Source organism: Burkholderia sp. MSHR3999, from assembly GCF_000833595.1.
GTDB lineage: Bacteria > Pseudomonadota > Gammaproteobacteria > Burkholderiales > Burkholderiaceae > Burkholderia > Burkholderia ubonensis.
The window spans coordinates 339046-365100 of record NZ_JRFO01000002.1 but is presented as its reverse complement, the minus strand read 5'-3'; the positions used below and the strand labels follow the sequence as shown (position 1 = coordinate 365100).

The 26055-nt window shown below is 68.5% G+C and carries 25 protein-coding genes; 12 read left to right on the top strand and 13 right to left on the bottom strand.

Annotated elements, in window-relative coordinates; genetic code table 11:
• The first annotated feature begins 4 nt into the window (after positions 1-4).
• The 3 genes from KY49_RS12360 to KY49_RS12350 all read left to right on the top strand — a co-directional run bounded on the left by KY49_RS12360 (position 5) and on the right by KY49_RS12350 (position 2231).
• Positions 5-976 carry a threo-3-hydroxy-L-aspartate ammonia-lyase gene (locus KY49_RS12360; protein ID WP_042584935.1) on the top strand — a complete coding sequence of 324 codons (972 nt, stop codon included), beginning with the start codon at positions 5-7 and terminating at the stop codon, positions 974-976.
• Between the two features lie 65 nt (positions 977-1041).
• Positions 1042-1518: a YbaK/prolyl-tRNA synthetase associated domain-containing protein gene (locus tag KY49_RS12355; RefSeq protein ID WP_197083565.1), complete on the top strand. Its 477-nt coding sequence runs from the start codon at positions 1042-1044 to the stop codon at positions 1516-1518.
• Entirely contained in the window at positions 1509-2231 is a 723-nt protein-coding gene (locus KY49_RS12350) for an HAD family hydrolase (protein ID WP_042584934.1), read from the top strand. The genes KY49_RS12355 and KY49_RS12350 overlap by 10 nt, the downstream gene beginning before the upstream one ends.
• 74 nt (positions 2232-2305) lie before the next feature.
• Here KY49_RS12350 and KY49_RS12345 read toward each other — a convergent pair whose 3' ends face one another.
• Complete coding sequence (locus KY49_RS12345; RefSeq protein ID WP_042584933.1) at positions 2306-3883, bottom strand: aldehyde dehydrogenase (NADP(+)); 1578 nt, start codon at positions 3881-3883, stop codon at positions 2306-2308.
• A gap of 228 nt (positions 3884-4111) precedes the next feature.
• On the opposite strand from KY49_RS12345, the gene KY49_RS12340 reads away from it, so the two are divergent.
• Positions 4112-5488, top strand: coding sequence for an MFS transporter (locus tag KY49_RS12340; protein ID WP_042584932.1), 1377 nt, complete (start codon positions 4112-4114; stop codon positions 5486-5488).
• A 36-nt stretch (positions 5489-5524) separates the two neighbouring features.
• Here the strand turns inward: KY49_RS12340 and KY49_RS12335 are convergent, their stop codons facing one another.
• The 3 genes from KY49_RS12335 to KY49_RS12325 form a co-directional block, all read right to left on the bottom strand.
• Entirely contained in the window at positions 5525-6250 is a 726-nt protein-coding gene (locus KY49_RS12335; protein WP_042584931.1) for a site-2 protease family protein, read from the bottom strand.
• Positions 6247-7191, bottom strand: a complete 945-nt coding sequence (locus KY49_RS12330) for a DUF2167 domain-containing protein (protein ID WP_042584930.1) — start codon at positions 7189-7191, stop codon at positions 6247-6249. The genes KY49_RS12335 and KY49_RS12330 overlap by 4 nt, the downstream gene beginning before the upstream one ends.
• 131 nt (positions 7192-7322) lie before the next feature.
• Complete coding sequence (locus KY49_RS12325; protein WP_042584929.1) at positions 7323-7949, bottom strand: LysE family translocator; 627 nt, start codon at positions 7947-7949, stop codon at positions 7323-7325.
• Between the two features lie 132 nt (positions 7950-8081).
• Between KY49_RS12325 and KY49_RS12320 the strand changes: the two genes are divergently transcribed.
• A complete protein-coding gene (locus KY49_RS12320) occupies positions 8082-8546 on the top strand; it encodes an Lrp/AsnC family transcriptional regulator (RefSeq protein WP_042584928.1) in 465 nt (154 codons plus the stop codon).
• Positions 8547-8597: 51 nt separating this feature from the next.
• On the opposite strand, the gene KY49_RS12315 is transcribed toward KY49_RS12320, so the two are convergent.
• The 6 genes from KY49_RS12315 to KY49_RS12290 are packed head-to-tail and all read right to left on the bottom strand — an operon-like array spanning position 8598 to position 14778.
• Positions 8598-9809 carry an acyl-CoA dehydrogenase family protein gene (locus tag KY49_RS12315; protein WP_042584927.1) on the bottom strand — a complete coding sequence of 404 codons (1212 nt, stop codon included), beginning with the start codon at positions 9807-9809 and terminating at the stop codon, positions 8598-8600.
• Positions 9806-10651, bottom strand: a complete 846-nt coding sequence (locus tag KY49_RS12310) for a hypothetical protein (protein WP_042584926.1) — start codon at positions 10649-10651, stop codon at positions 9806-9808. Before KY49_RS12310 ends, KY49_RS12315 begins: the two co-directional genes overlap by 4 nt.
• A gap of 56 nt (positions 10652-10707) precedes the next feature.
• The gene (locus KY49_RS12305; RefSeq protein ID WP_042584925.1) at positions 10708-11364 is read right to left on the bottom strand and encodes a methionine ABC transporter permease; all 657 of its coding nucleotides are present in this window, start codon (positions 11362-11364) and stop codon (positions 10708-10710) included.
• Positions 11357-12523 carry a methionine ABC transporter ATP-binding protein gene (locus KY49_RS12300; protein ID WP_042584924.1) on the bottom strand — a complete coding sequence of 389 codons (1167 nt, stop codon included), beginning with the start codon at positions 12521-12523 and terminating at the stop codon, positions 11357-11359. Before KY49_RS12300 ends, KY49_RS12305 begins: the two co-directional genes overlap by 8 nt.
• An 18-nt stretch (positions 12524-12541) precedes the next feature.
• Complete coding sequence (locus tag KY49_RS12295; RefSeq protein ID WP_042585005.1) at positions 12542-13939, bottom strand: LLM class flavin-dependent oxidoreductase; 1398 nt, start codon at positions 13937-13939, stop codon at positions 12542-12544.
• An 11-nt stretch (positions 13940-13950) separates the two neighbouring features.
• Entirely contained in the window at positions 13951-14778 is an 828-nt protein-coding gene (locus tag KY49_RS12290; RefSeq protein WP_042584923.1) for a MetQ/NlpA family ABC transporter substrate-binding protein, read from the bottom strand.
• Between the two features lie 419 nt (positions 14779-15197).
• Here KY49_RS12290 and KY49_RS12285 point away from each other — a divergent pair, with 419 nt between their 5' ends.
• The 5 genes from KY49_RS12285 (at position 15198) to KY49_RS12265 (ending at position 21378) form a co-directional block, all read left to right on the top strand.
• Entirely contained in the window at positions 15198-16538 is a 1341-nt protein-coding gene (locus KY49_RS12285) for a 2-hydroxycarboxylate transporter family protein (protein ID WP_088502068.1), read from the top strand.
• A 106-nt stretch (positions 16539-16644) separates the two neighbouring features.
• Positions 16645-18537, top strand: a complete 1893-nt coding sequence (locus KY49_RS12280) for a sensor histidine kinase (protein ID WP_042584921.1) — start codon at positions 16645-16647, stop codon at positions 18535-18537.
• Positions 18527-19882, top strand: coding sequence for a sigma-54-dependent transcriptional regulator (locus tag KY49_RS12275; RefSeq protein ID WP_042584920.1), 1356 nt, complete (start codon positions 18527-18529; stop codon positions 19880-19882). The genes KY49_RS12280 and KY49_RS12275 overlap by 11 nt, the downstream gene beginning before the upstream one ends.
• Before the next feature lie 47 nt (positions 19883-19929).
• Positions 19930-20259, top strand: coding sequence for a DUF3579 domain-containing protein (locus KY49_RS12270; protein ID WP_042584919.1), 330 nt, complete (start codon positions 19930-19932; stop codon positions 20257-20259).
• Between the two features lie 267 nt (positions 20260-20526).
• Positions 20527-21378 (top strand): alpha/beta fold hydrolase, encoded by an 852-nt coding sequence (locus KY49_RS12265; protein ID WP_042584918.1) that lies wholly within the window; start codon positions 20527-20529, stop codon positions 21376-21378.
• Positions 21379-21516: 138 nt separating this feature from the next.
• On the opposite strand, the gene KY49_RS12260 is transcribed toward KY49_RS12265, so the two are convergent.
• Positions 21517-21957, bottom strand: a complete 441-nt coding sequence (locus tag KY49_RS12260; RefSeq protein ID WP_029226946.1) for a PACE efflux transporter — start codon at positions 21955-21957, stop codon at positions 21517-21519.
• 99 nt (positions 21958-22056) lie between these two features.
• Between KY49_RS12260 and KY49_RS12255 the strand changes: the two genes are divergently transcribed.
• Positions 22057-22947, top strand: coding sequence for a LysR family transcriptional regulator (locus tag KY49_RS12255; RefSeq protein ID WP_042584917.1), 891 nt, complete (start codon positions 22057-22059; stop codon positions 22945-22947).
• A gap of 64 nt (positions 22948-23011) precedes the next feature.
• On the opposite strand, the gene KY49_RS12250 is transcribed toward KY49_RS12255, so the two are convergent.
• Entirely contained in the window at positions 23012-23440 is a 429-nt protein-coding gene (locus KY49_RS12250) for a hypothetical protein (protein ID WP_042584916.1), read from the bottom strand.
• 135 nt (positions 23441-23575) lie between these two features.
• Between KY49_RS12250 and KY49_RS12245 the strand changes: the two genes are divergently transcribed.
• Positions 23576-24175 (top strand): TetR/AcrR family transcriptional regulator, encoded by a 600-nt coding sequence (locus KY49_RS12245; protein WP_042584915.1) that lies wholly within the window; start codon positions 23576-23578, stop codon positions 24173-24175.
• A 241-nt stretch (positions 24176-24416) separates the two neighbouring features.
• Here the strand turns inward: KY49_RS12245 and KY49_RS39235 are convergent, their stop codons facing one another.
• A complete protein-coding gene (locus KY49_RS39235) occupies positions 24417-26039 on the bottom strand; it encodes a circularly permuted type 2 ATP-grasp protein (RefSeq protein WP_082062333.1) in 1623 nt (540 codons plus the stop codon).
• Between the last annotated feature and the right edge of the window lie 16 nt (positions 26040-26055).

Below are 26055 nucleotides of genomic sequence, written 5' to 3'. Positions count from 1 at the left end.
TCACATGACCACGACTTTCGAACTCCCCACCTTCGCCGACGTCGAGGCAGCGGCAACGCGCATCGCCGGCATTGCACATCGCACGCCCGTTCACACGTCGCGCACGCTGAACCAACTGATCGGCGCGGAGGTGTTCGTCAAGTGCGAGAATTTTCAGCGCATGGGCGCCTTCAAGTTTCGGGGCGCCTTCAACGCGCTGTCGAAATTTTCGCCGGAACAGCGCAAGGCCGGCGTCGTCGCGTTCTCCTCCGGGAACCACGCGCAGGGCATCGCCCTTTCCGCGCAGATCCTGGGCATCCCGGCAACGATCGTGATGCCGCACGATGCGCCTGCGTCGAAGATCGCGGCGACCAAAGGATACGGCGCCGACGTCGTCGTCTACGACCGCTATGCAGAGGATCGCGAAGCAATCGGCCGCCGCCTCGCCGACGAGCAGGGCCTCACGCTGATTCCGCCATACGACCACCCGGACGTGCTCGCCGGACAAGGGACTGCCGCGAAGGAGCTGTTCGACGAAGTGGGCGCGCTCGATGCGCTGTTCGTGCCGATGGGCGGCGGCGGGCTGCTCTCCGGCACCGCGCTGTCGACCCGGGCGCTCGCGCCGCAATGCGAGTTGTACGGCGTCGAACCGGAAGCCGGGAACGATGGTCAGCGCTCGCTGCGCAGCGGACAAATCGTGCACATCGATACGCCCAAGACGATCGCCGATGGCGCGCAAACCCAGCACATCGGAAACTACACGTTCGCCATCATCAAGCGCGATGTGAACGATATCCTCACCGCGTCGGATGCCGATCTGGTGAACGCGATGAAGTTTTTCGCGACGCGCATGAAGATGATCGTGGAGCCGACCGGATGCCTCGGACTGGCCGCCGCGCTGAATGCGAAGGAATCGCTCAAGGGCAAGCGCGTCGGCATCATCGTCAGCGGCGGCAATATCGACCTCGAACGATTCTGCTCGCTCGTGACGTCGTAAGCGACGGCGCCGGGCAGTGCGGTTCTGGTGACGCGACCTGCAATGTGTCGGGACAATTGAATACCATGTCATCCATTTACGAAAAGCTGGTTGCGTTGCTCGACCGTGAAGGCGCCAGGTATCGGGTGATCGAACACCCGGCGGAGGGACGCTCCGACCTGGTTGCCGCCATTCGCGGGACATCACCGGGGCAAGGCGCGAAAGCGATGCTGTGCAGGGGCAAGGATGCCGGGCACGCGTTGATTCTCGCGATCCTTCCCGGCGACAGGAAGCTGGACTTCAAGAAGGTCGCGGCAGCGGCCGGGCTCAAGAAGGCCACGCTCGCGTCAGCCGACGAAGCGCAGCATGAAACCGGGTGCGCGATCGGGGCGATCCCGCCGTTCTCGTTCTCGCCGGCCATCAGGCTGATCGCCGATCCGGATCTGATCGGCAGCTTCGATGAGATCGCGTTCAACGCCGGCCGGCTCGACCGATCCATCGTGCTCAGTTCGGCCGATTACGTCCGGATTGCCAATCCGCTCCTTCAGCCGCTATGCGTCTAGGCAAGGTATCCGCCATCTCGTTCGACCTCGACGACACCCTGTGGCCGTTCGGGCCGGCCGTCGAGCGGGCCGAAGCGACGCTGCATGCATGGCTGCTCGAGCACGCGCCCAATACGGCGCGCATCCTGCCGACGCGGCAAGCGCTGAGCCAGTTGCGCACCGAGTACGAGCGCTCGCGCCCCGACCTCGTCAACGACTATCGTGCGCTGCGAATCGGTTCGATCAGGCTCGCGCTGGAGCGGGCGAGGGAAGACGTCGACCTGGCCGAACACGCATACCGCGTGTTCTTTTCCGCCCGGCAGCAGGTCGAGTTTTACGACGACGTCCGGCCGGCGCTGGCGTGGCTGAGCGCCAGGTTTCCGCTCATCGCCGTGACGAACGGCAACGCGGACCTCCGGCTGACCGGCGGCAGCGAGTTCTTTCGTGGCACGTTCAGTGCGGGTGCGCTGGGCACCGCGAAGCCCGAGCCCGGAATATTCCTTGCGGCCGCGAGAGCGGCGAGCGTGCATCCCGCGGAATTGCTTCACGTGGGCGACGACTTTCATCTCGACGTTCTCGGGGCATTGAACGCCGGGCTGCAGGCTGCGTGGCTGGTTCGCCGGAATCATCCCGAGATGGAACGCCTGGCGCCCGACACCCGCTCCCCGCACCTCACCATTCACGACTTGTCGATGCTGTGTCGCGCCCTCGGCGGACCGGTCGACTTGTCTTGATCGTGATACGAGAAACCGCACGATAGCGCCCGCGAGCGGGCGCCGTCCTCTTCAAGGTTTTCGCCGGCCCGCGCTCACGCCGCGCTGCCGTCGCGCAGACGCGGAATCCCGAGCGGGTTCGCTTCCTGCAGCCCTTCCGGCAGCAGGTCGTCCGGGAAGTCCTGGTAGCACACCGGCCGCAGGAAGCGGTCGATCGCGGTCGCGCCGACCGACGTGGCCGCCGGGTTCGACGTCGCCGGGAACGGCCCGCCGTGCACCATCGCATCGCACACCTCGACGCCGGTCGGGAACCCGTTGACGAGCAGACGCCCCGCCTTGCGCTCCAGGATCGGCAGCAGGCGGCGCGCGAGCGGCTTGTCGGCCGCGTCCATCTGCAGCGTCGCCGTCAACTGGCCCTCGAGCGCGTCGAGCACGCGCGCCAGTTCGTCGACGTCGCGGCAGCGCACGATCAGCGACGACGGCCCGAACACCTCATGGCTGAACGCCGGCTCGTCGAGAAACGCCTGCGCGGACACCTCGAACAGCGCGCCGCTCACGTCGCAGGCGCCCTGCGCCGCCCCGCCGGCGCCGAGCTGGCGCACGCCCGCCAGCTCGGCGAGCTGGCCGCGGCCGGCGCGGTACGCTTCGGCGATGCCGCGCGTCAGCATCACGCCCGCCGGCTTCGCCGCGAGCGCCTGCGCGGCGGTCGCGGCGAAGCGGTCGAGATCCGGACCGTCGAGCGCGAGCACGAGCCCCGGGTTCGTGCAGAACTGGCCGACGCCGAGCGTCAGCGAATCGACGAAGCCCGTCGCGATCGCGTCGCCGCGCGCGGCGAGCGCGGCCGGGAACAGCAGCACCGGGTTGATGCTGCTCATTTCCGCATAGACCGGGATCGGCTGCGGGCGCGCGTTCGCAAGCTGCGTCAGCGCGACGCCGCCCTGCCTCGAACCGGTGAAGCCGACCGCCTGGATCGCCGGATGGGCGACGAGCGCCGCGCCGATCACGCGGCCCGGCCCGATCAGCAGCGAGAACACGCCGGCCGGCATCCCGCACTTCGCGACCGCCGCGCGGATCGCGCGGCCGACCAGCTCGGACGTGCCGAGATGCGCCTCGTGCGCCTTCACGATCACCGGGCAGCCGGCCGCGAGCGCCGACGCGGTGTCGCCGCCGGCGACCGAGAACGCGAGCGGGAAGTTGCTCGCGCCGAACACGGCGACCGGCCCGAGCGGGATCTTCTGCAGCCGCAGATCGGCGCGCGGCAGCGGCGTGCGCGCGGGCTGGGCCGGATCGATCGACGCAGCGAGAAAGCGACCGTCGCGCACGACCCGCGCGAACAGGCGCAGCTGGCCGACCGTGCGGCCGCGCTCGCCTTGCAGGCGCGCAACCGGCAGGCCGGTTTCGGCGTGCGCGCGCGCGATCAGCGCGTCGCCGAGCGCGACGATCTCGTCCGCGATCGCGTCGAGGAACGCCGCGCGCGCCGCCAGCGGCTGCGCGCGATACGCGTCGAACGCGTCGCGCGCGAGTTCGCACGCGCGCTCGACGTCGGCCAGCCCGCCGACGCCGAACACCGGCGCGTCGATCGCCTCGCCGCGCGTCGGGTCGAACGCGTGCAAGGTTCCGGCCGAGCCGTAGACCGCATCGGCGCCGATCAGCATCTCACCTGTCAGTTGCATGGGGTGTGCTCCGTGGTTCAGGAATGGGTCGCCTATTGTAGCCCAACAGATACGATGTCTGCCGACTAGATGTTGGCGTGCCGTGTTCGAACCGCGAGCCATGCCGTGACCGAAGAGCCGTCTACATAGTGGGATTCTGCGGCACCAGCGAGAGGGAAAACCCGGGTTACGCTGCGCGGCCGCTCGTCACTAAACTGCACGCCATGTCATATGACGACGTACATTAAAGTGCCTAATCAGACCTCCTCCCGCGATCTCCCGATCGACCTGGCCCGGGCCGCGCGCCGCACCGCCGTGCGCTACTGGATCCTCGCGATGCTGTTCGTCGTCACGACGCTCAACTACGCCGACCGCGCGACGCTGTCGATCACCGGCACGCCGATCCGCAAGGTGTTCGGCATCGACCCGGTGACGATGGGCTACATCTTCTCGGCGTTCAGCTGGGCGTACGTGCTCGCGCAGTTGCCGAGCGGCTGGCTGCTCGACCGCTTCGGCGCGCGGCGCGTGTATGCGGGCAGCATCTTCCTGTGGTCGGCGTTCACGCTGCTGCAGAGCACGATCGGGCTCGGCGGCAGCGCGGCGCTCGCGGTCGCCGCGCTGTTCGCGATGCGCTTCGCGGTCGGCATCGCCGAAGCGCCCGCGTTCCCCGCGAACGCGAAGGTCGTCGCGAGCTGGTTCCCGACCGCCGAGCGCGGCACCGCGTCGGCGATCTTCAACTCCGCGCAGTACTTCGCGGCGGTCGTGTTCTCGCCGCTGATGGCGTGGCTCACGCACGCATACGGCTGGCGCCACGTGTACCTGTGGCTCGGCCTCGCCGGCATCGCGCTCGCGCTCGTGTGGCTGCGCGTCGTGAAGGACCCGGCCGATCATCCGGCGGTGAACCGCGCGGAACTCGAGCACATCGAGCAAGGCGGCGGCCTCGTGCGCACGAACGCACGCGGCAACGGCGCGCCCGCCGAGAGCAACAAGGTCGCGGGCTGGTACTACGTGCGCCAGCTCCTGTCGAACCGGATGCTGATCGGCGTCTATCTCGGCCAGTATTGCGTGAACGTGCTCACCTACTTCTTCCTGACGTGGTTCCCGATCTATCTCGTGCAGGCGCGCGGGATGTCGCTGCTGAAGGCCGGCTTCATGACGTCGCTGCCCGCGATCTGCGGGTTCCTCGGCGGCGTGCTGGGCGGGATGCTGTCGGACGCGCTGATCCGGCGCGGCGTGTCGCTGACGCGCGCGCGCAAGATCCCGATCGTCGGCGGGATGCTGCTGTCGATGGTGATCATCGGCTGCAACTACGTCGACAGCGAAGCGCTCGTGATCGTGCTGATGGCGCTGTCGTTCTTCGGCAAGGGCATCGGCTCGCTCGGCTGGGCGGTCGTCGCGGATACCGCGCCGAAGGAAGCGATCGGCCTGTCGGGCAGCCTCTTCAACATGTTCGGCAACACGGCGGGGATCGTCGCGCCGATCGCGATCGGCTACCTGGTCGGCGCGAGCGGCTCGTTCAACGGCGCGCTGGTGTTCGTCGGGCTCAACGCGCTCGTCACCGTGCTGAGCTACCTCGTGATCGTGAAGGACATCAGGCGGGTCGAATTGCGGCATCGCGCCGCGTGAAGGTTCGGCGGCCGCCATGCGCGGCCGCCGTCTGCATCAGCTCGCGGAACGCACGGCGCCCAGCATGTCGTGCACGCCGGACGTCATCAGCGCGAGAAACGCCAGCAGGCCGACGTAGCAGAGCGCATAGGTCGCCTTGGTCTCGATCGACGTCGCGTAATAGACGCGGTTCTCCGGCGCGTCGGGATCGTAGCGCCACGCGCGCTTCAACTGCGGCAGCGCGAGGATCGCCATCACGATCAGCAGCGGACTCGGCCGGTACGCGAACAACGCGACCAGCACCGGCACGCCCGCGAACCAGATCCGCGGCGACAGCACCGCGGTGATCCGCCCGCCGTCGAACGGCGACAGCGGAATCATGTTGAACAGGTTCAGGAAGAAGCCCGTATAGGCGAGCGCGAGCAGCAGGCTGCTGTCGTACTGACGCGCCGCCGCGTAGCAGGCGAGCGCGCCGAGCGTGCCGACGAACGGGCCGGCCAGCCCGACGTAGGCCTCGGTTTCCGCGTCGTGCGGCATCTCCTTGAGCTGGATCCACGCGCCGACGAACGGGATGAAGGTCGGCAGCCCGACGGCCAGCCCGCGCCGCTGCGCGGCCACGTAGTGGCCGGCTTCGTGCACGAGCAGCAGCGCGACGAAGCCGGCCGCGAACCGCCAGCCGTAGAACAGCGCATAGACCGCGATCGAAGCCAGCATCGTGCCCGCCGAAACGAGCACCTTGCCGAGCTTCAGGCCGCCGAAGATCAGCAGCAGCAGCTTCGTCATTCCTTGCGCTCCGTGTCGGCCGCGTCGGCAATCGCGGGGGCGGCGGCGGCCTTCGGCTTGCGGCCGAAGAAGCGCTTGAGCGCCGCGCCGCCGCCCAGCAGCGCGACGAGGCCGACCTTGAAGAACTTCGCCACGAACGCGCCGATCACCGCGAGGAGGCCGAGCTTCTTCGCGCCGACGCCGACGATCAGCGCCGCGAGGCCGTATTCGGCGACGTGGTCGGTCGACTTGTTGAAATCGGCGTAGCGCTTGCCGTCCTTGAAATCGATGTGCGCGAGCAGATCGTCGGCCGACGGCTTGTATTTCGGCAGGTCGTCGAGGCTCGACACCAACGTCAGCGACAGGTAGCCGTCGCGGCCGAGCGCGAGCGTCCGGTAGTTCGCGCCGTCGGTCACCGGGTTCGGGAGCGCGCCCTTGTCGCGCATGATCGACGACCAGACGAGCCGGTGCTTGTTGGCGTCGTACGCCGGAGGCTGCGCCCAGCCGACCACCTCGAATTCGGGCAGGCCGCGCTCCTTGCGCGACGCGTTGCCCTCCTCGGTGCCCTCCTTCAGGCTCGCGAGCAGTTCGTCCGGCTTCCAGTCCTTCGCGTCGTCGTCGCGGATGTAGCCGCTCGGCTCGAACGACACGACCGATATCCAGTCGGCGTCCGGATCGGCGGGGAGCACCATGCCGACCAGCTTCGACTCGTCGACGGTGTTGCCCATCGCGCGCAGGTAGCGGCCCGCCTCGGCAGCCGGCACGAATGCTTCGCCCTGCGTCAGCTTCAGCACCGCCTGGTGCTTCAGGTCGATATCGGCCGGCCCCTTCACGACGGCCTTGTTCAAGGCTGCCGACGCGGCCTTCATTTCCGCCTGCGCGGATTCGGTCTGGGCGCGGCCGGTCGTGGCGGCGAGCGCGAGGAACGCCGTGCAGGCGATCAGTGCGACTGTCTTTTTCATTCTTCAATTCCCCCGGGAATGGCTTGTCGTCGATGTGCGCGGCTGCCGGTGCGGCACCGCCTCTCAGGTTGCACGGCGCAATGGTACCGCAGCGTCCGGCCGCGGCACGACGCTTGCCCCCGGAGTACGCGTCACCGCCGCTCCAGCGCCAGCTTCACGCCGAGCCCCAGCAACACGACGCCGCTGATGCGATGCATGCGGGTCAGGATGCGCGGGTTGCGGCGGATCGATGTCGACAGCAGGCCGGCGAACAGCGCGACCGGGCCTTTGACGAGAAACGTCAGGCCGGCGAACGTCGCGCCCAGCACGAATACCGACAGCATCGGTCGCGCCGCATCCGCCTGCACGAACTGCGGCAGAAAGGCCAGGTAGAACAGCGCGACCTTCGGATTCGACACGTTCGACAGCGCGCCCTGCGCGAACGTGCGCAGCGCCGATTCCTGCGCGCGGCCGCCGCTCGACAACGTCAGCTCTCCCGACGAGCGTAGCAGCGTGACGCCGAGGTACAGGAGGTACAGCGCGCCGGCCAGCTTCAGCACCGTGAACAGCCATTCGGATGCCTGAAGCAGCGCCCCCAGGCCCAGCGTCGCCAACATCGTGTGCACGATGAGCCCGACGCTGACGCCCGCCGCGGTGACGACGCCCGTGCGGGTGCCGCCGGAGAGCGTGCGCGACATCACGAGGACCATGTCCTGGCCCGGGGTAACGATGATCAAAAGGGAGGTGGCCAGGAACGGCAACCACGAGACGTGCAGCATCGGACGACTCCTGAAAGGGTGGACAGTCGTCAGATTATGGCCATCCTCCCGGAGCGATTGGATGCAATCCTGGCCATGATCGGCTACGAATTTGGCGCTATTCTCCAATATTCACGATCATGGTAGTGAATCATGCCAATCAAGCTCGATGCGATCGACAAGCGCATTCTGCGTGCGTTGCAACAGAACTCGAACCGGACGAACGCCGAGCTGGCGCAGCATGCCGGGCTTTCGGCTACCCCTTGCCTGCGCCGCGTTCACCTGCTGGAAGAGCAAGGCGTGATCGACGCGTACGTTGCGCTGCTGAATCCCGCGGCCGTCGAGTTGAGGTTGACGGCCTTTGTGCGCGTCACGCTGGAACGCCAGGACAAAACGACGGTGGAACACTTCGCGCGGGAAATCGAAAAAGCGCCGGAAGTGCTCGAATGCCATCTGATGGCCGGCAGCTACGACTACCTGCTGCGCGTCATCGCAAAGGATCTGGACGACTTCCAGCGCTTTCAGATGGAGACGCTCACGCGGATCGCCGGGGTACGCAACATCCAGACCGAGATCCCGCTGAAGCGGATCAAGCAGACGACCCGCCTCCCGATCTAGAAACGGATACGTCGGCGCGGCCGCGTCGAACGCCGCACGCGTTCGTCATGGTCACGTATACAGCGACGCCTCGGGCAACGCCCCCGTCAACGCAAACCGCCCGACATCCCGCAGCCGGTAGTCCAGCGGATCGTGCAGCGTATGCGTGCGCGCATTGCGCCAGAACCGGTCGAACCCGAGCGACGCGGCCGTCGCCCGCGCGCCGCACGCATCGAACAGCGCTTCGCCATTCTCGAGCGCCGCGCGCTGCGCGACGATCTTCGCTTCGGATACCGCCAGCGCCACCTCGGCCCGCCCGTCGGCCGTCAGCGCATCGCGCAGCGTCCATGCGCGCTGCAACGCATCGGCCGCGCGATCGGCGAGCGCCGCGGCGGCCACCGCCTGCACGCGCATGTCGCCGAAGCGCTGCAGCGTGTACGGATCGTCGGTCGCGCGCTCGACGCCCGCATGAATCCACGGCCGCCCTTGCCGCAGCACGTATTCGCGCGCGTCGGCCAGCGCGCCTTCGGCGAGCCCGACGAACAGGTTCGTCAGCACCAGTTGCGACACCAGCGTGCGCAGCGTCGCGCGCGGCGTCGGCGGCGCTTCCGAGCGGTGCAGCACTTCATCGGGCGCGAGCGCCACGCCGTCGAACGTCACGCTGCCGCTGTCGGTCTGGCGCTGGCCGATCGGGTCCCAGTCGTCGTTTACGGTGATGCCCGCGCGCGCGGTCGGCACCACGCCGAACACGGTCCGGCCGAGCGCCGGATCGTGCGCGGACACGGTCATCCGCTGCGAGCCGCGCGTGCCCGAGCAGAAGCCTTTCACGCCGTCGAGCCGGTAGCCGCCGTCGGGCGTCGCGGTCGCGACGAGCCGCGTGTCGAGCGGATTGACCGCATTGCCCCACCACCAGCGTTGCGCGACGGTGCCGCGCAGATAGCGCTCGCGCTGCGCGGGGCTGCCCCACACGTCGACGCTCACGACCTGCAGGCACTGGAAGCCGACCAGATGCGCGAGCGCGCTGTCGACGCGCGCGATCTGCCGGATTGCGTCGTAGATCGCGGGCCACGCGGCTTCCTGCCCGCCGAACGCGCGCGGCACCGCGAGCGTCAGCAGGCCCGCATCCGCGAGCCATTGCTTCTCCTGCGCGGCGTGGCCGCCCGCGCGATCGCGCGCGGCGGCGCTGCCGCGCAGCGCGTCGATCACGCGCGCGAGCGCGTCCGGATTCAGCACGGGCGCATCCGTTTCGAGGGCAAGCGTCGCGGGGCCGCGCGGATCGTTCATGCGAGCGCTTCCTGCGCGACCGGCTCGCGCGACAGCGGCACCAGCGAACCGAGCGCGGGCCGCCCGGTCAGCCGCGCGAGAATCTCGCGGCGCCAGTCGTCGTAGATCGCGCGATAGTCGGCGATGTCCGCGCCGAACACCTCGGCGGTATGCGCGTATTCCTCGTGCAGATAGCCGTCGAGCCGCCGCTGCGTTTCCTCGTCGGCGTCGATCACGCGCTCGATCAGCGCGTCGCGCTCGGCCGCCGGCAACGCGGCCAGCTTCTCGAACCACCATTGCACGATCTGCACGCGATGCCATTCCTCGTCGGGACGGATGCGGTTCTCGCCGTGCTCGCGCATCGCGCCGTCGGCGATGCCGCCGGTCTTGCGCTGAATCCACAGCTTCGCGAGGATGTGCAGCTCGTAGTGCCATTCGAACGCGAGAAAGCCCGCAAGGTCGCGCACCGGCAGATCGCCCAGCCGCGCCCAGTGCGCGGCGACGAGCGCATCGATCTCCGGCAGCGGATCGCGCCCGGTCAGCTCCAGCACGCGCTCGCGGCCGATCACCGCATGCGCGCCGTCGTCGCCGAGCTGGCGCGACAGGATCAGCTGGAAATGCGGATCGTCGCGGAACAGCGTGTCGATCGCCTTCGCGACGACCTGCACGATGAACAGGTCGTGCGACGCCATCTTCGTGTAGTAGTCCGCGACGGCGGCCAGCTCGTCCGCGTTGCGCGGCTCGCGCGGCGGCGCGGCGAGCTTGGCCGGAAAATCGGGACGGTGGCGGCGCGCCACCTCCAGGAACAGGGCTTCCTCGAACTGGGCGTTCCACTCGCGCGGCGCGCCGATGGGCAATGTCATGATGAATCGGTCTCTCAGGATCGTTAGAGGGGAAAGCAGGCGCTCGTGGCGCCCGCTCAGGTGCGCCTGGCCAGTCGTCGGGCCAGGCGGTCGCCCGTGACTTGCACGGCCGAGACGAGCGCGATCAGGATCACGATCACGGTCGCCATGACGGTGGTGTCGAAACGCTGGTAGCCGTAGCGGATCGCGAGGTCGCCGAGCCCGCCCGCGCCGACCGCGCCCGCCATCGCGGTCGAGCCGATCAGCGCGACCACGGTGATCGTGAAGCCGCCGAGCATGCCGGGCAGCGCCTCCGGCAGCAGCACGTGCCATACGATGTGGCGGCGCTTCGCGCCCATCGCGAGCGCGGCCTCGATCAGCCCGCGATCCACTTCGCGCAGGCTCACCTCGGCCACGCGCGCAAAGAACGGAATCGCCGCGATCGACAGCGGCACGACGGCCGCCCACACGCCGATCGTCGTGCCGATCAGCACGCGCGTGAACGGCAGCAGCGCGACGAGCAGGATGATGAACGGCGTCGAGCGGAACACGTTGACGATCGCGCCGAGCGCCGCGTTCAGGCCGCGCCGCGCGTAGATGCCGCCCGGCGCGGTCGTCACGAGGATCACCGCGAGCGGGGTGCCGAGAAGCGCCGCGAGCGCCGCCGACGCAGCGACCATCGACAGCGTGTCGCGCATCGCGTCGAGCAGTTCGGGCCACCAGAGCTCAAACATAGCCGAGCACCTCCGCATGGTTCGCATGGCGGCGCACGCGTTCGAGCAGCGCGGCGAGCGCGCCGGGCGCGCGCGCGTCGGCCGCCGACGCGATCACGAGGCGGCCCTGCGCGCGCCCCTGGATGCGCTCGACGCCGCCGTGCAGGAACCGCACCGAGCCGCCGAGCGCCGCCGCGAGCGCGCCGACGTCCGGCTCGCCGCCGCTCTCGCCCGTATAGCGCAGGTCGAGCACGACCTGCGCGCCGTCGGGCAGCGCCGCGTGCGCGGGCAGCGGCTGCACGCGCGCCGCGAGTTCGGCCGGGAGGTCGTGCACCAGCGTGCTGAGCAGCGCGCGCGTCGCGCCGTGCCGCGGCGCGCCGAACACGCGCCACACTGGGCCCGTCTCGACGACCTCGCCCTGCTCGATCACCGCGACGGTGTCGCACACCGCGCGGATCACTTCCATCTCGTGCGTGATCAGCACGATCGTCAGGCCGAGGCGGCGATTGATGTCGGCGAGCAGCGCGAGGATCGACTGCGTCGTCTCCGGATCGAGCGCCGACGTCGCCTCGTCGCAGAGCAATACTTCAGGATCGTGCACGAGCGCGCGTGCAATGCCGACGCGCTGCTTCTGGCCGCCGGACAGGCTCGCCGGATACGCATCCCGCTTCGCCGCGAGGCCAACCAGCTCGAGCAGCGCCGCGACCTTGCGTGCGCGCTCGGCCTTCGGCACGCCGGCGATCTTCAGCGGCAGCGCGACGTTCTCGGCGACCGTCTTCGCGGACAGCAGGTTGAAATGCTGGAACACCATCCCGGTGCGGCGGCGCAGCGCGACGAGGCCGTCCTCGTCGAGCGCGCCGACGTCGACGCCCTGCACGCGCACGCGGCCCGACGTCGGCCGTTCGAGCCCGTTGACGAGCCGCAGCAGCGTCGACTTGCCCGCGCCGCTGCGGCCGATGATGCCGAACACCTCGCCGCGCCGCACGTCCAGCGTCACGTCGCGCAACGCGGCGGCCTGCCCGCGCGGCGACGCGAACACCTTGCCGACCTGCTCCAGCGCGACGGCAACGCCGTCCGCAACCGCGGCGTCGGCCCGATCGGCCGCGCGCGCTTGCGCGTCACGCCCGGCGGGCGCGGCCGACGTGTCGACGAAACCCAGCGTATCGAAAAATTGCGTCATCGCATTGCTCCGTCGCGTTCACGCATGCGCCGGCTCGTGCGCGGCCGCCGGCCGGTGCCGCGCGCCCGCATGCCACGCGGGCAGGCGCGCGCCGGCGCCGAACAGCTTCTCGCGCAGCGTCGGCGCGGGATCGTAGTCTTCCTTGTAGACGCCGCGGTTCTGCAGCTCCGGCACGACCCAGTCGACGAAATCCTCGAACGACTCGGGCATCACCGTGCGCGTCAGGTTGAAGCCGTCGATGCCGGTCTCGTCGATCCACGCCTGCAGCTCGTCCGCGACCTGCGACGGCGAGCCGACGATCGGGTGATAGCGGCCGCCGAGCGACATCTGGTCGAGCATGCGCCGCACGGTCCACGCGCCGCTCGTGCTCTTCTTCGAGATCGCGTCGACCGCGGACTGGATCGAATCGGTCTTCACGTACGAGATCGGCTCGTCGAGCCCGTACTTCGCGAAGTCGATGCCGGTCGAGCTCGCGAAATGCGCGAGGCCGGCTTCGGGGCTCGCGTAGCGCCGGTATTCGTCGAACTTCTCGCGCGCGAGCCGTTCGTTCTCGGCGGTGACGACGGTCACGCCGGCAAAGATCCTGATCGACGCCGGATCGCGCCCTTGCCGCGCCGCCGCCGCGCGAATGTCGAGCACCGCCGCGCGCGCGGCCGCCTTGCTCTGGCCGTTCACGAACACGCACTCCGCGTGCCGGCCCGCGAACTCGACGCCGCGCGCCGACGCGCCCGCCTGGTACAGCACCGGCGTGCGCTGCGGCGACGGCTCGCACAGGTGGATCGCATCGATCGAATAGAACGGCCCGTCGTGCTTCACGCGCCGCACCTTGCCCGGCTGCGCGAACACGCGCGCGTGCGCGTCGCGGATCACCGCGTCGTCGTCCCAGCTCTGCTCCCACAGCTTGTAGACGACCTCCATGTAGTCGTCCGCGCGCTCGTAGCGGTCGTCGTGGCCGATCTGCTGCGCGAGGCCCATCCCGCGCGCGGCGCTGTCCAGATAGCCGGTGACGATGTTCCAGCCGACGCGCCCCTTCGTCAGGTGATCGAGCGTCGACATGCGCCGCGCGAACAGGTACGGCGGCTCGTAGGTGAGGTTCGCGGTCACGCCGAAGCCGAGATGCCGCGTGACCTGCGCCATCGCGGGCACGATCAGCAGCGGATCGTTGACGGGCACCTGCACCGATTCGCGCAGCGCGGCGTCCGGGCCGCCGCCGAACACGTCGTACACGCCGACGATGTCCGCGAGGAAGATGCCGTCGAACTTGCCGCGCTCGAGCGTCTTCGCGAGATCCGCCCAGTAGTCGAGATCGGTGTAGTGCGCGGAGCGGTCGCGCGGGTGCGTCCACAGGCCGTGGTTGATGTGCCCGACGCAGTTCATGTTGAACGCGTTGAGCAGGATCTTCTTCTGGTTCGCCATGCGCGCCTCCGTCACCACGCGATCGCGTACAGCGAGCCGAACGCGTTGTCGAGCGCCTTGCGCACCGCCGGCGATTGCTGGTAGATCGCGATGAACTTGCGGATGCGCGCGTCGTTCACGCTCTCCGGCCGCACGACCCACTGCAGCGCGTAGTTCTTGTTCTCGGTGCCGTCGAACAGCAGCGCGCTGTTCGGGTCGGTCGTGCCCGCGAGCTTGATGAAGCTCGGGTAGCCCTGCGCGAGATCGACGTCGTCGAGCGAGCGCGCGAGCTGCGACGCCTCGAGCGCGATGATCTTCAGGTGCTTCGGGTTCGACACGATGTCGTGCGTGGTCGCGCGGTAGTCGACGCCCGGCTTCAGCGCGACGAGCCCCGCGCGCTGCAGCAGCAGCAGGCCGCGCCCGCCGTTGACGGGATCGTTCGCGATCGCGACCGTCGCGCCGTCCTTCAGCTCGCTGAAGCTTTTCACCTTCTTCGAATAGAGGCCGATCTTCATGATCGTGCCCGGCGCGATCGACACGAAGTTGTAGCCGCGCTGCTGCTTCGCGTTCTCGAGGAACGGGACGTGCTGGAAGTAGTTGACGTCGATGTCCTTGTTCGCGAGCGCCGCGTTCGGCGTATTCCAGTCGGTGAACTCGATGATCTTCACGTCGAGCCCCTGCGCCTTCGCTTCCTTCGCGGCGATCTTCAGCGCGTCGATCTGCGGGGTGGTCGACACGCCGACCTTCAGCGGCGCGGGTTCGGCCTGCGCGCCGGCCAGCAGGGCCGCGCCGAGCAGCGCGGCGGCCAGCAGCCTGACGAAGCGCGCGGCGCCGCGGGCGGAAATAACGGGATGCTGCATGGAAGCCATTCTCCAGTCCAAAGACGGTATCGAGGCATGAGCGATGCCGCGGCAAGCGCGCGGGCGCTCTCCGGACAAGGGTTCATGCGTGAGGAAATGATCAGCCGATGATAGTGAGCGGCAGGATGGCGGTCTACGAAGCGATTCTGGGAAGAAAATCGCCGCCAGCGATATGGCGACTGGCCGAAATCTCGGCCTGCGCGCGGGGCGGATTCCGAAGTTTCGGAACGCCGCCCGCGCCACCCAAACATCAGACAACGGAAACCCCCGTCAAATCAACGCGTTGCAGATTCCTCCGCAGGATCGCCGCTGGCACGGACGTTGCGTAATTGTCGGCACACGATGCCGCGCAGCAACGAAGCAGCGCCGGCATTCCAAATCCAAGGAGACACGTCTTGCAGACCTCTACGTCCACCCCGATCCACGCGGAGCCGAGCGCCGCGCCCCGTTCCGACACGCGCACCCGTTTCTGGCCGGAAGGCTGGTGGAAGCTGATGGAAATCCGCATCGGCATCATCCCGCTGCCGATCTACTTCATCCTGCTCGCGCTGATCGTCGGCTTCTCGGTCACCGGCAAGGTGCCCGGCGAGATCTCGATGGCGATCGCCGTGCTCGCGTTCTTCGGCTTCACCTGCGCGGAACTCGGCAAGCGCCTGCCGCTCCTGCGCAACATCGGCGCCGCGGCGATCTTCGCGACCTTCGTGCCGTCCGCGCTGACCTACTATCACGTGCTGCCGAAGCCCGTGCTGACCCTCACGACCGAGTTCACGAAGTCGACGAACTTCCTGTACCTGTTCATCGCGTCGATCATCGTCGGCAGCATCCTGAGCATGGACCGGCGCGTGCTGATCCAGGGCTTCCTGAAGATCTTCATCCCGCTCGCGGTCGGCTCGATCGCCGCGGCGATCGTCGGCACGGCCGTCGGCACCGCGCTCGGCCTCGGCGCGCGGCACACGCTGCTGTACATCGTCGTGCCGATCATGGCGGGCGGCGTCGGCGAAGGCGCGATCCCGCTGTCGATCGGCTATTCGGAAATCCTGCACCTGCCGCAAGGCGAGATGTTCGCGGCCGTGCTGCCGCCGGTGATGCTCGGCAGCCTGACCGCGATCATCCTGTCCGGCGCGCTCGACATGCTCGGCAAGCGCCTGCCGCACCTGACCGGCAACGGCCGCCTGCAGGTCGGCGAAAGCGGCGACATGACGCCGGAAAACGAAGAGATCCGCGGCCACGTCGACGTCACGCACATCGCGGGCGCCGGCATCACCGCGATCACGCTGTACCTGGTCGGCCTGATGGCGCACAAGCTGTTCGGCCTGCCCGCGCCGGTCGCGATGCTGTTCCTCGCGGTGCTCGTGAAGCTCGCGCGCGCGGTGTCGCCGCCGCTGCAGGAAGGCGCGTTCGTCGTCTACAAGTTCTTCTCGACCGCCGTCACCTATCCGCTGCTGTTCGCGATCGGCGTCGCGATGACGCCGTGGGACAAGCTGACCGCCGCGTTCACGCTGGTCAACGTGATCACGATCGTCGCGACGGTCGCGACGCTGATGGGCACGGGCTTCGTGGTCGGCCGCCTGATGAAGATGTACCCTATCGACACGGCCATCGTGAACGCATGCCACAGCGGGCAAGGCGGCACCGGCGACGTCGCGATCCTGACCGCCGCGAACCGGATGCAGCTGATGCCGTTCGCGCAGATCGCGACGCGCATCGGCGGCGCAATCGTCGTCACGGTGACGCTGATCCTGCTGGCGCATCTCGGATGACGCGTCGCCGCGCGTCCGCTCGCGACGGCCACGTGATGCGCAGCGCCGCCGCCGGTTCGCCCGGCGCGCGGCGCATGCGCATCCGGCAGGCCGGCGACGGGCATCGATGAGGGCGAACGTGCAGACGAGTTTCAAGGGAATCGCGTGGTGGGGTTGGGCGGCGGCGGTCGCGCTGTATGTCGGCGTGACGGCCGCCACGGTCGAGTTCGCGTGGGATCGCGCGATCGACGGGCTCGAGGAGGTCGGCGCGCACCGGCTCGACCTGTACGCGGCGAGCCTGAAGAGCGAACTCGGCCGCTTCGAGCTGCTGCCCGCGCTCGTCGCGCGTCAGGACGGCGTGCGCGCGCTGCTGAAAGCGCCGCCGGATGAATCTCCCGACCTGCTGCACACGGTCAACACCTACCTCGAAGCGGTGAATCGCGACGCGGGCAGCGGCGCGGTCGACGTGATCGACCTGCAAGGCTCGGTGATCGCCGCGAGCAACTGGAACCAGCCGGTCAGCTTCATCGGCACCAACGTGTCGTACCGGCCTTACTTCAAGGATGCGCTCGCGCACGGCAGCGGCCGCTTCTTCGGCATCGGCACCAACACCGGCATTCCCGGGCTGTATTTCGCGAGCGCGGTCCGCGACGACGGCCGCACGCTTGGAGCTGCAGCCGTCAAGGTCAGCGTCGACGCGCTCGAATTCGCGTGGCGCGCGCCCGGCGTCGCGGCGATGGTGGTCGACGGCAACGGCGTGATCGTCATCTCGACCGAACCCGAATGGAAGTTCGCCGCGCTGCGGCCGGTCACCGCGCAGCAGCAGCGCGACATCCAGGCGTCGCGCCAATACGCGGGCCGCACGGTCGAGGCGCTGCCGTACCGGCGAGTCGGCGGCTGGAACGCCGCCGCGTGGCTCGGCGAGTTTCCCGACCTGCATCGCCCGGGACGCACCGCGCGCTATCTGGTGATGTCGCGGCCCGCGCCGCAGGCCGGCGATTCGCTGATGGTGCTGCTCGACGTCGCCGGCGCGCGGCGCCAGCAGCAGATGGCGTTCGCGTTCGTGACGGGCGCGTTCCTGATCGCCGCGCTCTATGCCGCGTATGCGATCCAGCGCCGCCGCACGATCGCCGCGCGGCTCAATGCGCAGGACGCGCTGCGTCGCGCGAACGACCGGCTCGAATTGACCGTCGCGCAGCGCACGGCCGCGCTGACGGCCGCGAACGAACGGATGCAGCAGGAGATCGTCGAGCGCGAGCGCACCGAGCAGCGCCTGCGCGATTCGCAGCAGGAGGTCGTGCATGCGGGCAAGCTCGCGGTGCTCGGGCAGATGGCCGCGGGCCTCACGCACGAGCTGAACCAGCCGCTCGTCGCGATCCGCACGCTGTGCGACAACGCGCGCACCTTCTTCGAACGCAACCAGCCGGCGCAGGCGCTCGCCAATCTCGAACGCATCGGCCGCCTCGTCGACAGCATGGCGGTGCTGACCGGCGAGCTGAAGACATTCGCGCGCAAGCCGGACATCGAGCGCGTCGCGGTGTCGCTCGGCGAAGCGGTCGCGCATGCGCGGCTCATCTACGATGCGCGGATTCGCGACGAGGGCGTGACGCTCGACGTGCGGATTCCGCCCGGCACGACCGTGTACGCGGAATCGAGCCAGCTTCAGCAGGTGATCGTGAACCTGCTCGGCAACGCGCTCGACGCGGTGCGCGACGCCGCCGCGCGCACGATCGTCATCGAAGCCGGCGAGCCCGATCCGCAAGGCCGCGTGCGCTTCACGATCTCCGACAGCGGCGCGGGCATCGCGCCGGAGGTGCTCCCGCACCTGTTCGAGCCGTTCGTCACGACCAAGCCGCGCGGGCAGGGCCTCGGGCTCGGCCTCGCGATCACGTCGCGCATCGTCGAAGGGTTCGGCGCGAAGATCACGGCCGCCAACCGTCACGACGGCGACGAGGGCGGCGCGCAGTTCAGTATCGATTTCGCAGCGGCCACGCTGCAAAGGACAGAGCATGGAAGATGAGATTCGGGTGCTGGTCGTCGAGGACGATGAGAACGTCCGGATCGGTGTCGAGCAGGCGGTCGCGCTCGCCGGGTTTCCGGTCGACGCGTTCGCGTCGGCGGCCGACGCGCTCGCGCACGTCGCGCCCGGCGCGCCGGTCGTGATCGTGTCGGACGTGCGGATGCCGGGCATCGACGGCTTGCAGCTGCTCGACCGCGTGATGGCGATCGATGCGCAGATCCCGGTCGTGCTGATCAGCGGCCACGCGGACATCTCGACGGCCGTCGGCGCGATGCAGGTCGGCGCGTACGACTTCATCGAGAAGCCGTTCTCGTCCGACGTGATCGCCGGGCGCGTCGCGCGCGCGGTCGAGAAGCGGCGCCTCACGCTCGAGGTGCAGGGCCTGCGCGCGGCGCTGCACAACTGGCAGGGCATCGAGGCGCTCGTGCTCGGCAAGTCGCCGGCGATGGCGGACGTCCGCAAGAAGATCCTGCGGCTCGCCGATACGTCGGTGTCGGTGCTGATCACCGGCGAGACCGGCACCGGCAAGGAGCTGATCGCGCGCAGCCTGCACGATTTCGGCGGGCGGCGCGACGCGCATTTCGTTGCGCTGAACTGCGGCGGCCTGCCGGAACAGGTGTTCGAGAGCGAGCTGTTCGGCCACGAGGCCGGCGCGTTCACGGGCGCGATCAAGAAGCGCATCGGCAAGATCGAGTGGGCGCACGGCGGCACGCTGTTCCTCGACGAGATCGAGACGATGCCGATTCCGCTGCAGGTCAAGATGCTGCGCGTGCTGCAGGAACGCGTGGTCGAACGGCTCGGCGCGAACGAGCTGATTCCGGTCGATTGCCGCGTGGTCGCCGCGTCGAAGGCCGACCTCGCCGAGCTCGCGGCCGACGGGCGCTTTCGCGCGGACCTGCTGTACCGATTGAACGTCGCGCAGATCGAGCTGCCGCCGCTGCGCGAGCGGCGCGAAGACGTGCCGCTCTTGTTCGAGCACTTCGTGCTCGCGGCCGCGCGCCGCTTCGGGCAGCCCGCGCCCGTCGTGAGCGCCGCGCAGGTGTCCGAACTGATGACGCACCAGTGGCCCGGCAACGTGCGCGAGCTGCAGAACGTCGCCGACCGCTTCGTGCTCGGGCTGACCGGCGACAGCCTGCTGTCGGCGTCCGGCGGCGCGCCCGCGAAGGGCGGCACGCTCGCGGAGCAGCTCGCGTATTTCGAGCGCATGCTGATCGAGGACATGCTGCGCCGGCACCACGGCAACGTCGCGGACGCCAGCGACGCGCTCGGGATGCCGAAGAAGACGCTTTATCACAAGCTGCGCCACCTGCGCGGCGATGCGCCGGCTGAAGGCGGCGACGCTTAATGCGTACGGACGGCGGCATACGGCAGGCGAACGAGGATCGTACAGGCATGGATCGCTTCAACCTCACCGAGCAGGGCGTGACCGACGGCTATCTGATCCGGGGCGTCACCCGCGCGCAGAAGACGTTCCGGCCGGGCGACTGGCCCGAGCGTCTCGCGGGCGTGATCACGCTGTTCGTCGGCGAAAAGCGGCCGGGCTTCCCGAGCGCGCTGACGCGGCTCGCGGCGCCCGTCGTCGACGGCGGCGTCAAGTGCCTGCTCGTGTCGCACGAATTGCGGGCCGTGTGCCCCGACGCATTCGAGTTCGCGATGCGGTTCGCCGACGACAACGACCTGCCGGTCGACGCACGCTCGGCACCCGGCTTCGCGGTGCGCTGACGGCGCGCGGAAACGCTCGCCCCTACGCCCGCCGGGCCCCTCTCCCGCCCCTCCTTCACGCCGCGCCGGCGCGCGGCATCCCGGCTTTCGTTTCGCATACAACCATCGGACAAATGCCCTGCCCGATCGAGCGCGCTTGCCCTGATCGGGCTTTGCGGGCTCGCCATCAATAAAATTGATCGATGCGATGAAAATTATGCGTTTTGCTTACACGCCGCGGTCGGGCATAGTTGCGACGTGATGACGCACCTGTGAGTTTTTTCAGTCATGAACATGCGAATCGAGCCTTCGGTGCTCGCGAACCCCGACCTGCAATTTGCGACGCTGTCGTCAGGCATCAGCCTGCCGTATGTCGAGCAGGGCACGGGCGCGCCGATGGTGTTCGTTCATGGGTCGCTTTGCGACTATCGCTACTGGGACCCGCAGCTCGCTGCGCTGTCGGCGCACTATCGCTGCATCGCGCCGAGCCTCAGCCACTACTGGCCGGCAGTTGAAGCCGGCATCCAGAACGAGTTCAGCTGGCAGAACCACGTCGACGAGCTCGCCGAATTCATCGACGCGCTCGATCTCGGCCCGGTGCATCTCGTCGGCCACTCGCGCGGCGGCAGCGTCGCGTTCAACGTCGCGCGCCACCATCCCCACCTCGTCGAGACGCTGACGCTCGCCGACCCGGGCGGCCCGCTGCAGCAGGAAGGCGTGCGCGAGGCGACGCTGCCGCCGGCCGCGATCGCGCTGCGCACGAAGGCCGTGAGCCTGATCGAGAACGGCGACGTCGAAGCGGGGCTCGAAACGTTCGTCGACTCGGTCAGCCTCCCCGGCGCGTGGAAGAAGAGCACCGCGAGCTTCCGCACGATGGCGATCGACAACGCGAGCACGCTGCCGAAACAATTGCGCGACCCGCTGCCCGCGTATTCGCGCGATGCGGCCGCGGATGTCGCATGCCGCACGCTGCTGATCGACGGTCAGCGCAGCCCGAAGATGTTCCGCCACAACGTCGACACGCTCGCGCAGTGGATCGGCGACGCGCAGCGGCAAACCGTCGCCGGTGCGTCGCACGGGATGAACGCCGCGGCGCCCGGCGTGTTCAATCGCTACGTTCACGAGTTCATCGCGGCGTAACCGTTCGGGCGGCGCGTTCGAACGGCGCGCCTGCTCTCTCTCCCGCCATGCGGCGCCGGTGCCGGTGCCGCGGTCCTGTAGATCTGCTTGCGCAGTTCGGCCGGCCGGCTGGCATGCGGCCCGTCGGCGATACGCCGCCTAGACCTGCGGCTCGACCTTCCGCGTCACCGCATCCGGCAGCCCGAACACGCCATCGAACGACCAGTTGTAGACGAACGTGAAGATCGGGAAGAACACGATCAGCACGGCGTCGTACAGAAACGCCTGCAGCAGCGACACATCGAGCCACCACGCGATCAGCGGGATCAGGAACGTCACGAGCGCGACCTGGAACCCGATCGCGTGCAGCACGCGGCGCCCCACGGAGCGGGTCGTCGCCGCGCGGCGACGCTCCCACGCCTCGAACGCGAGGTTGTACAGGAAATTGACGACGACGCCCGTCGTCGAGATCATCACGCCCAGCATGCCGCTTTTCGCGGCGCCCGCGCCGCTCAGCGCGCCCAGCGTCGCGGACGCGATCAGGATGCCGAGCACTTCGAACAGCACGACATAGACTATGCGTCTCTTCCAACCTTGCATGAACATCCACCTTCGAATCTGACAAGGCGTCGAGACTAGCAGCGGCCCCGCGGTCCGCAAAAGTCAGGTTCTTTCAATTTCGCTTAAAGGAGGCCGCTCGTGCTCACCAGCGACCACATCGACATGCTGCTGACCGTCGTCGACAAGGGCTCCTTCTCCGCGGCGGCGCGCGCGCTGGGCCGCACGCCGTCGGCCGTCAGCATGGCCATCGCGAACCTCGAGGCCGAACTGGGCCTCGTGCTGTTCAACCGCGGCACGCGCGAGCCCACGCCGACCGCGGCGATGGCGGCGCTGCTGCCCGACGCGCGCTCGATCGCCGAACGGCTGCAGGCGCTCCGCGCGCACGCGCAGCATCTGTCGGAAGGCGTCGAAGACACGCTGCGCATCGGCATCGCGGCCGAGATCGACGGCGGCCCCGTCGCGCGGGCGCTCACCGCGGTCGCGGCGAAATACCCCGCGCTGGCGATCAGCGTCGTCACGGCGCCGCAGGACGTGATCGTCGATGCGCTTCATCGCTCAGCCGTCGATCTCTGCGTGGCCTTCGGCGGGCTCGATCTCCACCCGCAGGAGCAGATTCATGCGCTGTGGACCGAGACCCTCGTCGCGGTAGCCGCGCCGGGCCATCCGCTGATTGCCGAATGCGCGCGTCCGGAAGCGATCGAGCGGCTGTCGGGCTTCCGGCAGATCGTGATCGCCGACGCGGACCGGCCGTTGACCGACATCCGGCCCGTGATCGGCAACCGGACGTGGAAGGTCAACGACATGGCCACCGCGATCTCGCTCGTGAAGGCCGGCCACGGCTGGGCGAACCTGCCGGCCTCCGTCATCGGGCGTCAGGTTGCCGACGGCGAACTTGCGCCGCTGACGTTCGCCAATATTCGCAACGGCCTCGCGCTGCCCGTGTATCTGCGCTTGCCGAAGCACACGGGGCTCGGCAAGGCGGCCGACGAACTGGTGCGCGCGCTGCGGGCTGCCGGCGACGAGGTGTAACCGGTGCGGCGGGATGCCGCCGCACCGTCGGCCGGCGCCGAACAGGGCTGACCGTTAGTTGCGGTCACTGTGCCGCCGCGGCGCTCCGGATCGAATCGACGAGCGACGCGTTGTCGTAGCGTCGTCCGGCAATGCCCCATCCGCCGTCGACCGCGTGGACGACATTCACCCAGACTTGCGCCGGCGTCAGCCGCCCGCCCGCTCGCCGCAGCACGATCGCGGTCGCCCGTTCGACGAATTGCCGCTGCGCGTCGGGCGCCGCGAGCGCCACGGCGGGCAGCTTCAGTTCGACGAACGCCGCGGGCTCCGCGCGCCCGCGCACGAATGTGCGGTTGCGCGGCAGCACGTTCAGCGTGCCCACCACGTTCGGCGCCAGAAACGCATTCCCGGTCAACCCTTCGACATCCAGCAGCGCATCGGTCAGTTCGGCAAACACCGGCCCTTCGTCGTCCGGCGTGAAAACCCCTTCGGATACTGTCAGCGTGATCGGCATCGCACACCTCCTGGTCAGGTCATGGTCAGGTCATCGGAATCGTGACGTAATATAAATATCAGTCACTCTCTATACATTAGACACCGATCGCTCTCTATGCAAGATAAAGCGCGATCTCTCTGAAACGAGCCAGTCATGCGTTATTCGATCGAGCACAAGCACGAAACCCGCGCGCGCATCCTCGATGCCGCGAGCCGCCTGTTCCGCGAGGAGGGATATGGCGGCTCCGGCATCGGTCCGCTGACGAAGGCGGCGGGCGTCACCAACGGCGCGTTCTACGGCCACTTCAAATCGAAAGGCGAAGCGTTCCGCAGCGTCGTCCTCGCCGGCCTCGACCAGCTCCGGCAAGGCGTCGCGGCGTTCAAGGCCGAGCACGGCGCGCGCTGGCGGCGCCCGTTCGTGTCGTTCTATCTGGGGCCGCGGCGCACCTGCGCGCTCGGCGAAAGCTGCGCGCTGCCGAGCCTGTCACCGGAAGTGATGCGCGCCGACGACGACACCCGCGACGCTTACGAACAGGCGTTGCGGCAGGTCATCGACGAAGTGTCGTCCGGGCTGGGCGACGCGCCCGACGATGCGCGCGCGATCGCGTTTCTCGCGCTGCTATCGGGCGGGGTCACGCTCGCGCGCGCGGTGCGCGATCCCGCGCTGGCGGAACGTATCGCGGATGCTGTCGGGCAGTATGCGGTGGTGATCGCGGAATGCGCGGAGGCGCAGCCGGAGAAGCGGCGGGAATAGCGGGCTGCGGATAAAAAGGGGATTCGTGGAATTCCGTGGGTGTCGCTTGCCGACCCGATTCGGCCACTGGATCACACGCAACTTCAATGGCAGCTTCCAGGGGTTCGACGGTCGTCCGCGCTCTTTGTGTCCGCCGGCGAGTACTCGGCCAATGTAAGCACCTCACGACGGCCGTCCACAATGCGACGCCCGCGTGAAGCATGATCGGGATTCGGGCGACCTGGATCTCACTGGCCGGCAATCATGCAGGCGATGGTGCTGGATCCGGCTGCCGGGGCAGTTTCTTGGCGACGTTCCAGGGTAGCAGTTCGTCGATGCGGTTGATGGGATGGTCAGCGATATGGGTCAGGACGTATTCGAGGCAGGCGCGCGGGTTGATCCCGTTGAGCTTGCACGTGCCGATCAGGCCGTACATCGCCGCAGCCCGCTCGCCCCCGCTATCGGAGCCGGCGAACAGGAAGTTCTTGCGACCCGGACTCACGCAGCGCAGCGCGTTTTCGGCCAAGGCGTTGCTGATCTCGGCACGGCCCTCTTCGCAGTACAGCATGAGCGCCTCCCACTGGTTGTGCGAGTAACGGATTGCCTTGGCCAACTCGGATTTCTTCGACAGCGTCGCGAGCTTGTCCGTCATCCACGCCTTGATGGCTGCCAGCAGCGGCGCGCTTTTCTCCCGCCGCACGCGCAGTCGTTCAGCGGCGGGTTGTCCGCGGATATCGGCCTTCGACGCGCACGGCCCGACGAGCATCCCGTAGCCGCCCGAGCCGTGCACTTCCTTCACGACCAGCTCGTCGAGATGATCGAGCACGTACTTCAGGCTGTCCGCCTCGCCGCAGCGCCAGGTCGGCACGTTCTCGAGCAGCGCCTTGCGGCCCGTGTAGAACTCGACGATTTCCGGCATGTACGAGTAGATCGCCTTGTCGTCGGCGATGCCGGTGCCGGGCGCGTTCGCGATCGTGATGTTGCCCGCGCGGTACACGTCCATGATCCCCGCGACGCCGAGCACCGAGTCGGGGCGGAACGTCAGCGGGTCGAGGAACGCGTCGTCGACGCGGCGGTACAGCACGTCGATCGGCCGGAAGCCCTCGGTGGTGCGCATCGCGACGCGGTCGTCGATCACCTGCAGGTCGCTGCCCTCGACGAGGTGCACCCCCATCTGGTCGGCGAGGAACGAATGTTCGTAGTACGCGGAATTGTGGATGCCGGGCGTCAGCACGGCGATGGTCGGGTTGTCGCCGTTGCCGCCCGGCGGGCAGACGGCCGCGAGCGACTGGCGCAGCATCTGCGGGTAGGTCTCGACCGGCCGCACCTTGACCTGCTGGAACAGCTCGGGGAACAGCTGCATCATCATCTCGCGGTTTTCCAGCATGTACGACACGCCGGACGGCGTGCGCGCGTTGTCCTCGAGCACGTAGAACTGGTTCTCGCCGGTGCGCACGATGTCCACGCCGATGATGTGCGTGTAGACGTTGCCGGGCGTCCGGAAGTCGATCATCTCGGGCAGGAACGCGTCGTTGTGCGCGATCAGGTGCTTCGGCACGATCCCGGCGCGCACGATTTCCTGGCGGTGGTAGATGTCGTCGAGGAAGGCATTGAGCGCCATCACGCGCTGCTCGATGCCGAGCGACAGCCGATTCCACTCGTTCCCGGAAATAATGCGCGGCACGATGTCGAACGGGATCAGCCGCTCGGCGGCGTCCGCGTCGCCGTAGACGGCGAACGTGATGCCCGTCTTGCGGAATACGTTCTCCGCGTCGCGGGCTTTCTGGGCGAGGCTCGCGGGGTTCTGCGCGTCGAGCCATGCCTTGACTCGCGAGTAGGGCGGGCGAACCTGATCGCCTGCAAGCATTTCGTCAAACAGTGCCATTGAATTTTCTCTTTTT

What these genes read in the sequence shown, in the direction of transcription:
- KY49_RS12360 (WP_042584935.1), top strand. Translation starts at nt 5, where the DNA reads ATGACCACGACTTTCGAACTCCCCACCTTCGCCGACGTCGAGGCAGCG.
- KY49_RS12355 (WP_197083565.1), top strand. Translation starts at nt 1,042, where the DNA reads ATGTCATCCATTTACGAAAAGCTGGTTGCGTTGCTCGACCGTGAAGGC.
- KY49_RS12350 (WP_042584934.1), top strand. Translation starts at nt 1,509, where the DNA reads ATGCGTCTAGGCAAGGTATCCGCCATCTCGTTCGACCTCGACGACACC.
- KY49_RS12345 (WP_042584933.1), bottom strand. Translation starts at nt 3,883, where the DNA reads ATGCAACTGACAGGTGAGATGCTGATCGGCGCCGATGCGGTCTACGGC.
- KY49_RS12335 (WP_042584931.1), bottom strand. Translation starts at nt 6,250, where the DNA reads ATGACGAAGCTGCTGCTGCTGATCTTCGGCGGCCTGAAGCTCGGCAAG.
- KY49_RS12330 (WP_042584930.1), bottom strand. Translation starts at nt 7,191, where the DNA reads ATGAAAAAGACAGTCGCACTGATCGCCTGCACGGCGTTCCTCGCGCTC.
- KY49_RS12325 (WP_042584929.1), bottom strand. Translation starts at nt 7,949, where the DNA reads ATGCTGCACGTCTCGTGGTTGCCGTTCCTGGCCACCTCCCTTTTGATC.
- KY49_RS12320 (WP_042584928.1), top strand. Translation starts at nt 8,082, where the DNA reads ATGCCAATCAAGCTCGATGCGATCGACAAGCGCATTCTGCGTGCGTTG.
- KY49_RS12315 (WP_042584927.1), bottom strand. Translation starts at nt 9,809, where the DNA reads ATGAACGATCCGCGCGGCCCCGCGACGCTTGCCCTCGAAACGGATGCG.
- KY49_RS12310 (WP_042584926.1), bottom strand. Translation starts at nt 10,651, where the DNA reads ATGACATTGCCCATCGGCGCGCCGCGCGAGTGGAACGCCCAGTTCGAG.
- KY49_RS12305 (WP_042584925.1), bottom strand. Translation starts at nt 11,364, where the DNA reads ATGTTTGAGCTCTGGTGGCCCGAACTGCTCGACGCGATGCGCGACACG.
- KY49_RS12300 (WP_042584924.1), bottom strand. Translation starts at nt 12,523, where the DNA reads ATGACGCAATTTTTCGATACGCTGGGTTTCGTCGACACGTCGGCCGCG.
- KY49_RS12295 (WP_042585005.1), bottom strand. Translation starts at nt 13,939, where the DNA reads ATGGCGAACCAGAAGAAGATCCTGCTCAACGCGTTCAACATGAACTGC.
- KY49_RS12290 (WP_042584923.1), bottom strand. Translation starts at nt 14,778, where the DNA reads ATGCAGCATCCCGTTATTTCCGCCCGCGGCGCCGCGCGCTTCGTCAGG.
- KY49_RS12280 (WP_042584921.1), top strand. Translation starts at nt 16,645, where the DNA reads ATGAGGGCGAACGTGCAGACGAGTTTCAAGGGAATCGCGTGGTGGGGT.
- KY49_RS12275 (WP_042584920.1), top strand. Translation starts at nt 18,527, where the DNA reads ATGGAAGATGAGATTCGGGTGCTGGTCGTCGAGGACGATGAGAACGTC.
- KY49_RS12270 (WP_042584919.1), top strand. Translation starts at nt 19,930, where the DNA reads ATGGATCGCTTCAACCTCACCGAGCAGGGCGTGACCGACGGCTATCTG.
- KY49_RS12265 (WP_042584918.1), top strand. Translation starts at nt 20,527, where the DNA reads ATGAACATGCGAATCGAGCCTTCGGTGCTCGCGAACCCCGACCTGCAA.
- KY49_RS12260 (WP_029226946.1), bottom strand. Translation starts at nt 21,957, where the DNA reads ATGCAAGGTTGGAAGAGACGCATAGTCTATGTCGTGCTGTTCGAAGTG.
- KY49_RS12250 (WP_042584916.1), bottom strand. Translation starts at nt 23,440, where the DNA reads ATGCCGATCACGCTGACAGTATCCGAAGGGGTTTTCACGCCGGACGAC.
- KY49_RS12245 (WP_042584915.1), top strand. Translation starts at nt 23,576, where the DNA reads ATGCGTTATTCGATCGAGCACAAGCACGAAACCCGCGCGCGCATCCTC.
- KY49_RS39235 (WP_082062333.1), bottom strand. Translation starts at nt 26,039, where the DNA reads ATGGCACTGTTTGACGAAATGCTTGCAGGCGATCAGGTTCGCCCGCCC.